At 36.9% G+C, this 14,765-nt stretch carries 11 protein-coding genes; 9 read left to right on the top strand and 2 right to left on the bottom strand.

All coding sequences use genetic code 11. From position 1 onward, the window contains the following. The first annotated feature begins 144 nt into the window (after positions 1-144). Entirely contained in the window at positions 145-1,116 is a 972-nt protein-coding gene (gene pta, locus SPD48_RS01035) for a phosphate acetyltransferase (RefSeq protein ID WP_336256188.1), read from the top strand. Positions 1,117-1,548: 432 nt separating this feature from the next. Here pta and SPD48_RS01030 read toward each other — a convergent pair whose 3' ends face one another. Further along, entirely contained in the window at positions 1,549-2,406 is an 858-nt protein-coding gene (locus SPD48_RS01030; RefSeq protein WP_336256187.1) for a lipoate--protein ligase family protein, read from the bottom strand. Between the two features lie 91 nt (positions 2,407-2,497). On the opposite strand from SPD48_RS01030, the gene SPD48_RS01025 reads away from it, so the two are divergent. Continuing rightward, complete coding sequence (locus SPD48_RS01025; RefSeq protein ID WP_442962094.1) at positions 2,498-3,790, top strand: HD domain-containing protein; 1,293 nt, start codon at positions 2,498-2,500, stop codon at positions 3,788-3,790. A gap of 51 nt (positions 3,791-3,841) precedes the next feature. Next, complete coding sequence (locus SPD48_RS01020; RefSeq protein ID WP_336256185.1) at positions 3,842-4,351, top strand: YwhD family protein; 510 nt, start codon at positions 3,842-3,844, stop codon at positions 4,349-4,351. 153 nt (positions 4,352-4,504) lie between these two features. On the opposite strand, the gene SPD48_RS01015 is transcribed toward SPD48_RS01020, so the two are convergent. Next, a complete protein-coding gene (locus SPD48_RS01015; RefSeq protein WP_336256184.1) occupies positions 4,505-6,517 on the bottom strand; it encodes a transglycosylase domain-containing protein in 2,013 nt (670 codons plus the stop codon). A gap of 164 nt (positions 6,518-6,681) precedes the next feature. Here SPD48_RS01015 and SPD48_RS01010 point away from each other — a divergent pair, with 164 nt between their 5' ends. The 6 genes from SPD48_RS01010 (at position 6,682) to SPD48_RS00985 (ending at position 14,765) form a co-directional block, all read left to right on the top strand. Then, positions 6,682-7,119: a DUF1934 domain-containing protein gene (locus SPD48_RS01010; protein ID WP_336256183.1), complete on the top strand. Its 438-nt coding sequence runs from the start codon at positions 6,682-6,684 to the stop codon at positions 7,117-7,119. After that, a complete protein-coding gene (argS, locus tag SPD48_RS01005) occupies positions 7,116-8,786 on the top strand; it encodes an arginine--tRNA ligase (RefSeq protein WP_336256182.1) in 1,671 nt (556 codons plus the stop codon). Before SPD48_RS01010 ends, argS begins: the two co-directional genes overlap by 4 nt. Positions 8,787-9,013: 227 nt before the next feature. After that, the gene (locus tag SPD48_RS01000; protein ID WP_336256181.1) at positions 9,014-11,122 is read left to right on the top strand and encodes a heterodisulfide reductase-related iron-sulfur binding cluster; all 2,109 of its coding nucleotides are present in this window, start codon (positions 9,014-9,016) and stop codon (positions 11,120-11,122) included. Positions 11,123-11,485: 363 nt separating this feature from the next. Further along, entirely contained in the window at positions 11,486-12,673 is a 1,188-nt protein-coding gene (locus SPD48_RS00995) for an acetyl-CoA C-acetyltransferase (protein ID WP_336256180.1), read from the top strand. A 63-nt stretch (positions 12,674-12,736) separates the two neighbouring features. Next, positions 12,737-13,588, top strand: a complete 852-nt coding sequence (locus SPD48_RS00990) for a 3-hydroxybutyryl-CoA dehydrogenase (protein WP_336256179.1) — start codon at positions 12,737-12,739, stop codon at positions 13,586-13,588. Positions 13,589-13,622: 34 nt separating this feature from the next. Continuing rightward, positions 13,623-14,765 (top strand): acyl-CoA dehydrogenase, encoded by a 1,143-nt coding sequence (locus SPD48_RS00985; protein ID WP_336256178.1) that lies wholly within the window; start codon positions 13,623-13,625, stop codon positions 14,763-14,765.

The following is a 14,765-nucleotide window of genomic DNA, read 5'->3' as shown; positions in this document are numbered from 1 at the left end:
CTGAAGCGAGAAATTCGACATTTGAAAAAATGTCATAAAGTTTTCTTGAATTATCAGTTGAGCTTGTTATAATTAAAGTTGTCTAATAATTCGATAAATAAGTAAATTGAATCATTAGTTTAAGTAACTTTCGGAGGGATCTTCATGAGTGATTTATTTTCAGCGTTAAAAGACAATTTAACAAAGGGTAAAAAGAAAAAAATAGTTTTTCCTGAAGCAACAGATGAACGAATCTTATTAGCCGCAGGTCGATTAGCAAATGAAAGTCTAGTGACACCCGTTTTAATTGGAAAAAGAAATGAAGTAGTTGAGTTAGCAAAGGAATTGAACGCGGATATTTCAGAGTGTGAGATCATTGATCCGGCCGATTATGTAAAATGGGATGAAATGGTTGAATCGTTTGTTGAACGACGTAATGGGAGAGTGGAAAGAAAAAAAGCGGAACATGTATTAATAGACGCAAATTATTTTGGGACAATGCTTGTACATATGAATGAAGCCGACGGATTAGTAAGCGGTGCAGCCCACTCTACTTCTGACACTGTCCGCCCAGCGTTGCAAATTATTAAGACGAAAGAAGGCGTCAGGAAAACATCTGGAGTATTTGTCATGGTGCGGAATGACGAAAAATATATGTTTGCAGATTGTGCAATTAATATTGCACCAACAAGTGAAGATTTAGCCGAAATTGCAATAGAAAGTGCAAGAACCGCAAAATTATTTAATGTTGATCCTCGCGTCGCGATGTTGAGCTTTTCAACAAAGGGTTCAGCAAAGTCGGAGGAGACAGAGCGTGTAATAGAGGCGGTAAAATATGCAAAAGAGAGAGAGCCAGAATTAATTATTGATGGAGAATTCCAATTTGATGCAGCGTTCGTTCCGAGTGTTGCTGCAAAAAAAGCTCCAAATTCAACCATTAAGGGCGATGCAACAGTGTTTGTTTTTCCAAGTTTGGAAGCTGGAAATATTGGATATAAAATTACCGAGCGATTAGGTGGTTTTGAAGCTGTCGGCCCAATTTTACAAGGACTCAACAAACCAGTCAACGACTTATCACGCGGATGTAGTGAAGAAGATGTATATAAATTAGCGTTAATAACAGCCGCACAAAGCTGAATGAAAGTGGCTAAATAAAACTAGCACGGAAAAGGCGAATAATATATTTGTTTAGCGTAGGAAATATACGTAGACTCCAACGGGAAAAGCGACAGGGGAACGCAGACTAAGTACGCCACGTCCTGTGGCAACGTCTGCACTAGTACATCCTGTACGTCGGAAGATCCCTGTAGCGACACGGAACGGGGAGCTACAGAAGCAGATCGCCGTCCCGTGGTAAAGGAGACACAGTGAAAGCAAGTGTAAGCGTTGCTTGAACTGATGTCGCGCTTATGCCTGTGGTGAAAGCGAAGTATATTTCCGAAGCTATCATCTGTCTGGCATAGTTAGTCTTTTCATTTACATTCAATTTTGAAACGTAAACGAATTCCTTAATATGAAATTATTAAAAGTTTCATTCTAGAATTGCATACTACGTTTTATAAAATAAGATTAGCTCGGGTTATACAGTTTGATTTTTTCATTTCTTTTTTGCATTTGTTCGAGTCTGTTATTAAAAATATCCGCCTCTAATGGCAATAAATCCGCTTCAAGTAGTTGATTTCCTTTGTCGATTAATAGTTCCTTTATTCGTTGGATGATTTGATTAACTGTATAGTTTTGATGAAGTAATTCATTAATAGATCCCATGACATTCGGAGTTATTTCAGGGTAACTATATTTGGTCTGTGCTCCTTGTTTACTAAGCTTGTAAAAGTCTCGTACAATAGAAGCGCGCTTATAACTACTTCCAGCTATATCTATATATATTTGGACTGCCACACCATTTCGGACCCTCCGTTGGGAAATCCCAGCAAATTTAATGCCATCGATACTAAGATCGTAATCCCCTGGACAGTAAGAACCTTTTATTTCAAATGCCTTTATTTCATTTGTCTCCTTATTAAAAAGATCTTGGATAAAATCAACCATTAAGTCATATCCATCATAAATAGATAGCTTGTTATTGCTTGGAAGGATAAGCGACATATTTAAGACGTCTTTATCTAAGAGAACAGCTAATCCTCCTGAGTTACGAATAATCGCATGATATCCTTGGTCTTTAATAAAATCTAGCCCTTTTGTTAAATATGGAAGTCTAGAATCCGGGATTCCTAGAACAATTGTATGCGGATGAACCCATATGCGAACTGTAACAGGGGCAACTCGATTACCTACTGCTGTTGCAATTGCATCGTCGATGGCAAATGAAGCCAATCCATTGTTAGGTTGATGAAATATAGTGGCTCCCTTTGAATGGTCAAGAAAGCGAATTGCTGAATGATTAATAAGTTGATAAATATTTTCCACGAATAAACTCCTTATCATTACGCTGTTTAATCTAATCTGAAACTATTATATAATAGAATGTAATAGTATGAAAAGAAACGGGTTGATTACTTTGGTATATAAAACAGAGCTATTAGACGAGGTGAAGGTTTTTAAAGACCCTGTTCATCGCTATGTTCGGGTAAGTGATCGTGTTATTTGGGATTTGATCGCAACTCCGGAATTTCAACGACTCCGTAGAATTAAACAATTAGGTACGACGTATTTAACGTTTCACGGGGCAGAACATAGCCGTTTTAATCATTCCTTAGGTGTTTATGAAATTGTCAGGCGGATGATTAATAAAATGGAAACACAAGAGGGATGGAATCATGAAGAACGATTAGTGAGTTTATGTGCGGCTTTATTACATGATCTTGGGCATGGACCATTCTCTCACTCTTTTGAAAAAGTCTTTAACCTAGATCATGAAGATTTTACTAAACGAATTATTTTAGAAGATACAAATGTGAATACAATACTTAACAGAGTAGAGCGTGGTTTTCCTGAAAAAGTAGCTCAAATAATCGATAAAACATACGAGGATAAATTAGTAATCAGTATTATCTCTAGTCAAATTGATGCTGATCGAATGGATTATTTGCTTCGAGATGCATATTATACAGGTGTAAGTTATGGGCAATTTGATATGGAAAGAATTTTACGTGTCATGCGTCCAACAAAGGATCAAATTGTCATAAAATCAACAGGTATGCATGCGGTAGAAGATTATATCATGTCGCGCTATCAAATGTATTGGCAAGTTTATTTTCATCCTGTGACACGGAGTGCGGAAGTAATATTAACAAAGATCTTCCATCGTGCAAAAGATTTATATCAACAAGGCTATCAATTCGAAATGGAGCCAACCTTATTACTTTCATTTTTTAAAAATGAAGTGAAACTTAAAGATTATTTACAACTGGATGAGCCGGTTATTTATTATTATTTCCAAAGGTGGCAAAATGAAAAAGATGAGGTACTAAGTGATTTATGCACACGTTTTATCAATCGCTGTTTATTTAAATATGTTGAATACAATCCCGAAAAGCATAAGGAACAATATGAAAATTTAAAAGATCTATTTTATCAAGCAGATATTGATCCAAACTATTATTTGGTTATTGATTCATCTTCTGATCTACCATACGATGTTTATCGGGCAGGAGAAGGTCGTGTTCCAATTTATTTACAAATGCCATCAGGGGAGAAAAAAGAATTATCGACTCACTCGGTTATCGTCGATTCAATAACCGGAAAAACAAGAGAAGATCATAAAATGTATTTTCCAGCTGAAAAAATTGATTTGATTTCTAATTCAAAGCTAAAAGAGCAGATCAAGAAGTTGTTATATTATCGATCATGAATGAATATGATACAATGGATGAAAAGATGAAAAAGGAGGAGCCTTGACAGTATGGATAATAATAAAAAACAAAAACAACAGTTTACTATTATTAAAGATGATTCAACAGATGGACATGGTGGTTATGGGATGGGCTCTATTTCTTTAGAAAACATGTCCTCCGTTATTGTAGATCCAAATGAAAATAAAGCATATGTCGATATGGATGCGATGCATGCAAGAAGTGAAATAGAACGCCGTGTACGTTATTTTTCAGACCGAAACGAAGTGCCTGACGGCTTATTATATTGGATAGTTTGGGTAACAGTAGAAAGAGGCGAAGAAGGTCCATATTATGCGGGAGTAGCAGCTAGTGAACTTCGCGTTGACCGTCCGAATAAACGCGCTTATAAATCAATGGCAGAACATGTTACACATATGGAAAAGTCATTAAAAGGGAAAATTGTAGTTGAACATATGGATGAGAAGTCAAAAAAGCTGTTAGGTGACTTTTTAAGAGAATTCGATGAAGAAATGTGGAAAAGTTCTAGCGATGAATTAAAAAATAGCTTTAAAAAGTGAACAGATTGTGACAAATAATGTCTATAATAGTAAAGTCTTGTACTTTATGAGTATCCTTTGTAAGATAGATATACATGGGCTACAACATGTATTGCTAGGACACTAAAGAAACCGACTCTAAAAAAAGAGTCGGTTTCTTTATTTGTTAAAAAATTAACGCAATAATTCAAATAGCTTTTTTAACAATCCTTCTTTTTGACCAGTTTCCTCCGATAGTTCTTCTGAGGGAAGATGTACATTACAATATTCAGTAGGCTCTGTCCCTTTTTCAAAAAAAGTTGCTCGCTTAATTGTACAATCATTTGTAGCCAACATCCCTGTTTCCGGATCGATTATTTTTTTAATAACCCCTTCTGGAACTGTGAAACTTACTTCTTCTTTATCTTTATGTGCAGCTTCCATCATTTCAGCCCATATTGTTTTAGCAATAGCTTTTTCATTTATTAATTTCATTGGCTGATTGTCGTCATATCCGGTCCAAACACCAGTAACTACTAGGGGGCTATATCCGATCATCCAACTATCAGAATCTGTCGTGCCAGACTTACCAGCATAAGGATGACTCAGATTATCTATTATAGAAGATCCAGTAACCTCCATATAGCCATTTAATCTTCTATCGAACATCCCTTGCATCAGGTGAGTTAGAATAAAGGCTTTATTTTTGTCTAATGCTTGTTTTCCTGTTTCTTCTTCTCTTTCATAGACTACTTTTCCATTTTGATTTACTATTTTATTAATCGTATAGCTGTTAATTTCACTGCCACCATTGGCAATCATTCCATAAGCTTGTACCATTTCCAAAAGGGAAATAGATGCACTACCGAGTGCTAATGATGGAACAGGAGGTAAGTCACCTTTAATCCCAAACTTTTTAGTTGTTCCCACGACCGTTTCAGGACTTAAAAAAAGATTTGTTTTTACTGCATAGATATTATCTGATAACGCAATTGCTTGGGCTAAAGAAATAGGTTCATATGCATAATATCCATTGTAATTACTAGGTTTATATACATCATTATCGCCAATTACGAATGCGGTTGGTTCGCTTAGAAGTTTTGTTGTTGGAGTATAGCCGTTTTCTAATGCAGCGTAATATAGAAGTGGTTTAAATGTGGAACCAACCATTCTTTTTGCATCAATTGCGCGGTTAAATGGACTATTTTGATAGTTCTTTCCACCTACTAAACTAATAATTGCTCCATCCTTAGGGTTAATTGCAATTGCTCCAATGTCCAAATCACTCTTTTCATCGAAATACGTTGAGACTTCTTTTTCAAATTGTTTTTGTAACTCTTGATTCAAAGTAGTATATATGTGATAACCGCTTGTTAAAATAGTCTCTTCTTCTCCTCTTAATATTTCTCTTGCTTCTCTCATAACGAGATCTTCGAAGTAAGGGGCAAGTGTATTATTCGTTATATTTGGTTGATCAAATTCAAGCTTCTCTTGTTTAGCATTATAATATGTCGCTTGATCAATACTATTTTCTCTTAGAAGTAATGTTAAAATAAACTCCTGACGTTCGAAAGCATTTTTTTCATTATTAAAAGGGGAATAATAGGATGGACCTTTGGGAACACCAGCTAGCATGGCAGACTCAGCAACCGTTAAATCATTTGCACTTTTATCAAAATATACATTACTTGCAGCTTCAATGCCATAGGCACCATGTCCATAATAAATAGAATTTAAATACCCAGTTAATATTTCATCTTTTGAATAAAACATTTCTAATCGAATGGTATAAAATGCTTCCTTGATTTTACGAACCCATGTTTTTTCATGTGTTAAATATAAATTACGGGCATATTGCTGAGTTATAGTGCTGGCCCCTTCTTTTAATCTGGATGAACTGATATTTTTAACAATTGCTCGCATAATTCCTCTGTAATCAAAACCATGATGCTCATAGAAATTCTTATCTTCAGCAAGGATGGTTGCGTCAATCAGATAGGTAGAGATGTCATCTAACTCTACTTGTTTATGATAATTATCTGTGTTACCAATTTTATTACCATTTTGATCATATAACACTGTAATATATTCATTTGATATGTCTGGAGGACCAAGAATGTAACTGGCAGTCAGCGTTGCTCCTAGCCCCAATGCAAGAAATATTCCGCAATAAATAATAAGCTTAAACAGTGTCCGTAGTAGTTTCATTATTGCCATCCTCTTTTTTTGTTGAATTATGTACATTATGGTAAAAAAATTATAAAAATAAACAAGGAATGGAAATTACCTTTTTCGGACAATTGAATGTTAATGGAAAATCGATATAATTATCGCTATAATATATGGATACAATATAACTTTAAGGAGCGCCAATGAAACTGGAAAGTAAAAATATTTCGATAGAACTTCGAACGGTAATTGAAGACCAAGGAAATAAAGAACTATCAATTATTAAACAAACAGGTACGTATATACGAAAAGGTCATCTGGAGGTTATTTCGTTTGTAGAAAAGTCGAATGATCTCGGTAATGTAGATACGTTAATCACGATCAAATCAGACAAAGTTAATATTAAACGCTCGGGAAAAATATCAATGAACCAGCAGTTCGTGAAAGGAAAGCGAACAGAATGTCTCTATCGACACCCTTATGGTTCCTTTTTATTGGAAATTCAGACAGAATCGATTTTACTAGAGCCTTTACGTGATGGAGAAGGAAAAGTCATTATTCAATACGATGTCATGATGAATAAAGAAGAAATCCGACACCATCATCTAACACTGACCTATATGGAGGAGAACAAAGAATGAACACGTTAGTAGAAGTGGAAGAAAAGGTAAAACAAGAAATTATCACGGCAATATTAGAAGCGAATCTAGCGGAGGAAGCACAAATTCCGTCAATTGTGTTGGAAAAACCGAAAGAAAAGTCGCATGGTGATTTTGCAGCAAATATTGCGATGCAATTAGCGAGAGTTGCCAAAATGCCACCTAGAAAAATTGCTGAAAAAATAGTGGAAAAAATAAACACAGAACAAGCTAATATTGAATCGATTGAAATAGCTGGACCAGGATTTATTAATTTTTTTATGAAACAAGACTTTTTAAGTAATGTTATAGGTACAATTTTGGACCAAGAAAAAAATTACGGCAAAACAGATGCTGGTAAAAATAAACGTGTGCAAGTAGAATTTGTATCTGTTAACCCTACTGGCGATCTACATTTAGGTCACGCACGGGGAGCAGCATTTGGTGACGTTTTATGTAATGTTTTCGAAACGGCAGGATATGACGTGGAGCGGGAATATTATATAAATGATGCAGGAAACCAAATTGATCAATTGGCAGTTTCAATTGAAGCACGTTATTTTCAAGCATTGGGTAAAGAAAGCGATATGCCAGAAGATGGCTATTACGGAGAAGATATTATCGAAGTCGGTAAGCAATTAGCCGAACAATATAAAGATGAATGGGTAGAAAAAGATCGAGAGGAAAGATTAGCATTTTTCCGTGATTATGGTCTTCAATATGAATTAGGAAAAATTAAACAAGACTTAGATGCATTTGGTGTATATTTTGACAACTGGTTCTCAGAAATGTCTTTATACAAAAATGATAAAATTAAAGAAACATTGGAGCAGTTAGATCAAAAAGGATATATCTATGAGGATGAAGGGGCTACTTGGTTCCGCTCGACTGATTTCGGAGATGATAAGGACCGTGTGCTAATCAAACGAGATGGTAGTTACACGTATTTAACTCCAGATATTGCTTACCATAAGGATAAATTAGAACGAGGTTTTGATAAAGTTATCAATATTTGGGGAGCAGACCACCATGGCTATGTAAACCGGATGAGTGCGGCAATTCAAGCATTAGGTTATTCGACCGAAAAATTTGGTGTCAATATTATTCAATTAGTAAATTTATTTGAAAATGGTGAAAAGGTAAGAATGAGTAAGCGGACTGGTAAAGCAGTTGCTTTAAGAGAATTGATGGATGACGTAGGTGTAGATGCGGTTCGTTATTTCTTTACGATGCGCTCGAGCGATTCTCAGTTGGACTTTGATATTGATTTAGCGCGTTCTAAATCAAATGAAAATCCGGTCTTCTATGTTCAATACGCCCATGCACGTATTTGTACAATGCTCGTTCAGGCGGAGGAAAAAGGATTTAACATTCAAAAAGAGTTTGATGTTTCCTTGTTAACTACCGATAAAGAGATGGATTTATTAAAGCATTTAGCTGAATTTCCTCAAATGATTGCAGAAGCGGCAAAGAGGGAAGCGCCGTATCGAGTCACTCAGTATGTATATGATTTAGCGTCTTATTTACACAGTTTTTATAATGCTGAAAAAGTGATTGACGAACAAAATGAAGCAGTAACAAAAGCTCGAATTGCACTGATGAAAGCAGTTCAAATTACAATCGCAAATGCTCTACGAATTTTAGGAATTAGTGCCCCACAGAAAATGTAAAAATGTTTGGTCGCCTAGCTATTGTATATGGCGACCAAATTATTTTATATAGTAAGGACCAATTTGAAAAGTATAAGATTATAAAATAAAGTTGACTGAATGGTCATTCATGTTTTATGATAGAGATAAGAACATCTTATTTATGGTAGAGGAATGATTATATCGATAGTGGAAAATGAAAGTGTAAACGTTATCACATAACTGATTATTGAAGAGGAGGAGCGTAAGTGGATACTTTTTTGCTCGTAAATTTGATTGCATTCATTGCTGTTACTGCTTATGGAATATTCCTTTTTGCAAAGGCAGTGTCTACTAGAGTAGCCTATATGAAACTCGGTAAGGAGTCAGAGTTTGATCTGGCTTTAAAAGAGCGTCTTCGTGATATCGGGGTTATCGTATTTGGTCAATCAAAATTAATGAAAGATAAAAAATCCGGAATTATTCATGTCATGATGTTTTACGGTTTCATCCTTGTACAGTTTGGCGCCATTGATATGTTTATTAAAGGATTGGCGCCGGGAAAACACTTACCATTCGGTATGTTTTACCCAGGATTTACTTTTTTTCAAGAGATCGTTACACTCACTATATTAGTTGCTGTTGTGTGGGCGTTCTACCGCCGTTATATTGAAAAACTCGTCCGCTTAAAACGAGGATTTTATGCGGGAATCGTACTTCTTTTTATCGGAACGTTAATGCTCTCCGTATTATTCGGGAACGCAATGCTTCAAATTTGGTTAGGCGAACCTGCTACATGGACAGAGCCGGTCGCTAGTATCATTGCACTTGCCTTTGGTTGGTTAAGTCCAACTGCCGCAATGGTATTATTCTTTGTTTTTTGGTGGATTCATACGATTACAATTTTGGCATTTTTAGTGTATATTCCACAGTCGAAGCATGCCCATTTAATAGCTGGACCAGTAAACGTATTTTTAAGTAAGCGGGTTCCAGGGAAATTAAAAACAATTAACTTTGATTTCGATGAAGAAACGGATGAAGAAGAGATTTCATTCGGGGTTGGAAAAGTAGAAGATTTTGACCAAAGGCAAATGATGGATTTTTATGCTTGTGTAGAGTGTGGAAGATGTACGAGTGTCTGTCCTGCCGCAACGACCGGAAAAATGTTATCACCAATGGATATTATGATTAAACTTCGTGATCACCTCAATGATAAAGGTGCAGCGATCACTGGAAAAGCTCCATGGGTTCCGGCATATGCTTTTGGTGACAGAGGCCCGAATAAATATGCGCATATGGATCGTGAGCAAGCAGTTGCCGAGGTGAATCAAATTAGTATGATTGGCGATGTCATCACTGAAGAAGAGCTTGCTGGATGTACAACATGCCGAAATTGTGAAGATGCGTGCCCAGTGATGAACGAGCATGTAGGCCAAATCATTGATATGCGCAGATATTTAGTTATGACGGAAGGGAAAATGGATCCAGAAGCACAGCGTGCCGTCATGAACATTGAAAGACAAGGGAACCCATGGGGATTGTCGAAAAAAGATAGAATTAAGTGGCGTGAACTGGATGAAGATGTGTACATCCCGACGATAAAAGAGTTGAAAAAAGAGAAGAAAGAATTTGAATATTTATATTGGGTAAGTTCGATGGGGGCTTATGACAGCCGCAGCCAGAAGATTGCGATTGCGTTTGCCAAGCTAATGAATCAAGCAGGTGTCAGCTTTGCGATTTTAGGAAATCGGGAAATGAACTCAGGGGATACCGCCCGCCGAATTGGAAATGAATTTTTATTTCAGGAAATCGCTGAGAAGAATATTAAGGAATTTGAAAAAAATGGTGTTACTAAAATTGTTACGATCGATCCGCATGCCTACAATATCTTTAAAAATGAATATCCAGACCTTGGCTTTGAAGCGGAGGTCATTCATCACACGCAAATGTTATATGACTTAGTAATGGATGGGAAATTAGAACCAAAAGGCCGGGTAGAACATCGATTAACATACCATGATTCCTGTTATTTAGGTCGATATAACGGCGTATATGATCCACCTCGGGAAATCCTTAAAGCAATTCCTGGTCTTGAACTTGTTGAAATGGTACGTACCCGCGATAACGGAATGTGTTGTGGAGCCGGCGGAGGGCTTATGTGGACAGAGGAAACGACAGGAAATCGAATTAATGTCGCTCGGACAGAACAAGCTTTAGAAGTTAATCCAACAATAATCTCTAGTGCATGTCCATTCTGTCTGACGATGCTAAGTGATGGTACAAAAGCGAAAGATGTCGATCAGGATATCGGCACAATGGATGTCGCAGAAATTTTAGCATTATCCGTATTCACAGAAGAAAAAATAAAAACAGCTTAAATAAAACCAAGGAGTCCTAGTGGGCTCCTTTTTTTCATTGAACTAACGGCCATTATTCAATCTTAAATGTGAGCCACTTTGTGGGAAACACCATGGACAAATCTTTGGCTACTTTACCAGTCGAGGCCAGTTACTTTAGTATAGTAGGAAATTTGGTCAGCCCTGCCCACTTAGCATAGCGGAATGAGTTAATTATAAGTTGATTTTTACTGATAGATGTATAAAATCACATAGTCACAAAGAGTAATATAAATATAGATAAAATGATTGAGCGTTCGCTCGACAAAAGAAAGCGTTATCATATATAATAGTAATTAACAGTTTTTACAAGTGATTTCAAATCTAGTAAGGGAGTTGTTCCAATTGTCAAAGACAGTGATTGTATCAGGAGCGCGAACACCATTTGGAAGATTTGGAGGCGGTTTGAAGGCGCTATCCGCATCAGAATTAGGTGGGAGAGCAATTCAAGCAGCTATTGAAAGAGCGGATATGCAAGGCGAAAATATTGATGAGGTTATTATGGGTAATGTACTTCAGGGAGGGCAAGGGCAGATTCCTTCACGCCAAGCCGCTCAAAAAGCAGGGATTCCTTGGAGTGTAAAAACCGAAACGATTAATAAAGTATGTGCGTCAGGGCTACGTAGTCTTACTTTAGCTGATCAGATCATTCGTTTAGGAGATGAAGATGTTATCGTGGCAGGTGGAATGGAGAGTATGAGTAATGCTCCTTATATTCTGCCAGATGCACGTTGGGGCTATCGAATGGGAGATAAAAAAGTTGTAGATATGATGGTACATGATGGCTTAACATGTTCGTTTACAGGTGTTCATATGGGTACGTATGGAAACAATACGGCGGATGAATTTGAGTTATCCCGGGAAGTTCAGGATGAATGGGCTTTTCATAGTCATCAGAAAGCAATCCGAGCAGTTGAAGAAGGTAAGTTTCGAGAAGAAATTATTCCAGTCGAGGTGCCACAAAGAAAAGGAGATCCTATTGTAGTTGACCAAGATGAAGCTCCTCGTAAAGATACAACGTTAGAAAAACTGGCAGGGTTACGTCCGGCATTTGATCGTGATGGAACCATTACGGCAGGCAATGCACCGGGAATAAACGATGGTGCATGTGCTTTTGTTTTAATGTCTGACAAGAAGGCTGAAGAACTAGGAAAAAAACCATTAGCAACAGTGATTGGGCATGCGGAAATAGCAGTAGAAGCGAAAAACTTTCCACAAACACCTGGATTGGTGATTGATAAATTGTTAGATAAAACAGGAAAAACTAAAAAGGATATTGACTTATATGAGATTAATGAGGCGTTTGCAGCGGTTGCGCTAGCAAGTTCAAAAATTGCAGGATTGGAGTCCGATAAAATTAATGTAAATGGAGGAGCGATTGCATTAGGACATCCAATTGGAGCGAGTGGAGCTAGAATAGTTTTGACGCTAATCTATGAATTGAAACGTCGTGGTGGAGGATTAGGAATTGCAGCAATTTGTAGTGGTGGCGGTCAAGGAGATGCTATTTTAATCGAAGTCCCTAAACAGTAGTTTGTTATTGAAATTGAGATAAAATTTGATGACTTTATAACTAAAAATGAGGAGGTTTATTTAATGGATGTAAGAAATATCGTTGTTGTTGGAGCAGGACAGATGGGTTCTGGAATTGCCCAAGTGTGTGCTCAGTCGGGATATCATGTTGTTCTTCACGATATTAATGAAGATATAGTGGAACGTGGTATAAATTCTATTCATCGTTTACTGACACGTGCAGTAGAAAAAGGTCGTATTACCGACATCGAAAAAGATGGGACATTGAATCGATTAACAACCTCAACAGACATTGGAAGAGCTCATGACGCGGATTTAGTAATTGAAGCAGTGATAGAAAACCTTGATGTTAAAAAAGAGCTATTTCAACAATTAGATCAAGTAGTTGCAGCTCATACGATCCTGGCAACAAATACGTCTTCTTTACCAATAACCGAAATTGCAGCGGTGACCAATCGCCCTGGAAAAGTAATTGGTATGCATTTTATGAATCCAGTTCCAGTAATGAAACTAGTAGAAATAATCCGTGCAATTCAAACTGATGAAGAGACGTATCTAAAAATTGAGAGTGTAGCGAAGGAGTTAAATAAAACGTCTGTTACTGTGAATGACTTCCCAGGGTTTGTCGCAAATAGAATATTAATGCCAATGATAAATGAAGCAATATACACAGTTTATGAAGGGGTGGCTAGCCCTGAAGATGTTGATACGGTGATGAAGTTAGGAATGAATCACCCAATGGGTCCACTGACCTTAGCAGATTTTATAGGGTTAGATACATGTTTATATATTATGGAAGTTCTATATGAAGGTTTCGGGGACAGTAAATATAGACCATGTCCACTTTTAAGGCAATATGTACAGGCAGGATGGTACGGGAAAAAGACTGGAAAAGGCTTTTATACGTACACATAAAAAAATATTCTCATCCGGAAAGCGAGGGTGCCGTATGAACATCCATTTTACTGAAGAACAGCTAATGATTCAAAAAATGGTCCGTGATTTTGCCGAGAAAGAGATAAAGCCTCAAGTGAATGAAATGGAAAAAGGAAATTTCCCTGCTTCTATTATTAAAAAAATGGGTGAACTCGGCTTAATGGGCATCCCAATTCCCCAACAGTATGGAGGAAGCGGGCTAGACTTGACATCTTATATCATTGCAATTCATGAAATTTCTAAAGTGAGTGCAGCTTTAGGTGTCATATTATCTGTACACACATCAGTTGGTACAAATCCAATTTTATATTTTGGAAATGACGAACAGAAGAATCGCTACTTACCTAAATTGGCTACAGGAAAGTATTTAGGAGCATTTGCCCTAACAGAACCGCAGGCAGGATCGGATGCAGCTAATCTTAAACTGCGGGCAACATTACAAGAAGATCATTATATTTTAAACGGATCAAAATTATTTATTACGAATGGAAAAGAAGCAGATACATTTATTACATTTGCAAGAACGCAAGATTCAGTAGGATCTAAAGGGATAAGTGCATTTATTATAGAAAAAGATAATCCAGGCTTTTCGGTTGGTAAAAGCGAAAAGAAAATGGGACTCCATGGATCAAGTACTGTTTCACTAAACTTTGACCAATGTAAAGTGAGGAAAGACCAATTGCTAGGAAAAGAAGGAGAAGGCTATAAAATAGCAATGGCAAATTTGAATGTTGGTAGAATTGGAATTGCTGCTCAAGCGCTAGGAATAGCTGAAGCTGCAATGGAAGCTGCTCTCAACTATACAAAAGAGCGAGTGCAATTCGGAAAGCCTGTTGCCCATCATCAAGGGGTTGCTTTTAAATTGGCTGATATGGCTACAGAAATAGAAGCTTCGAAGTTGTTAGTGTATCATGCTGCTCATTTAATACAAAAAGATAAAATGTGCAACAAAGAGGTATCGATGGCGAAGCTTTTTACAGCGCAAACAGCTCGTAAAGTGGCAATAGAAGCAGTACAACTATTTGGTGGATATGGCTACACGGAAGATTACTCTGTTGAAAGATTTTTTAGAGATGCGAAAGTGACTGAAATTTACGAAGGGACAAATGAAATTCAACGAATGGTTATTTCAAAAAATTTACTAAAAGATAGGTAG

The organism is Pseudogracilibacillus sp. SE30717A (assembly GCF_037071985.1).
GTDB lineage: Bacteria > Bacillota > Bacilli > Bacillales > Amphibacillaceae > Pseudogracilibacillus.
This window is presented reverse-complemented; position numbering and strand designations above follow the sequence as displayed.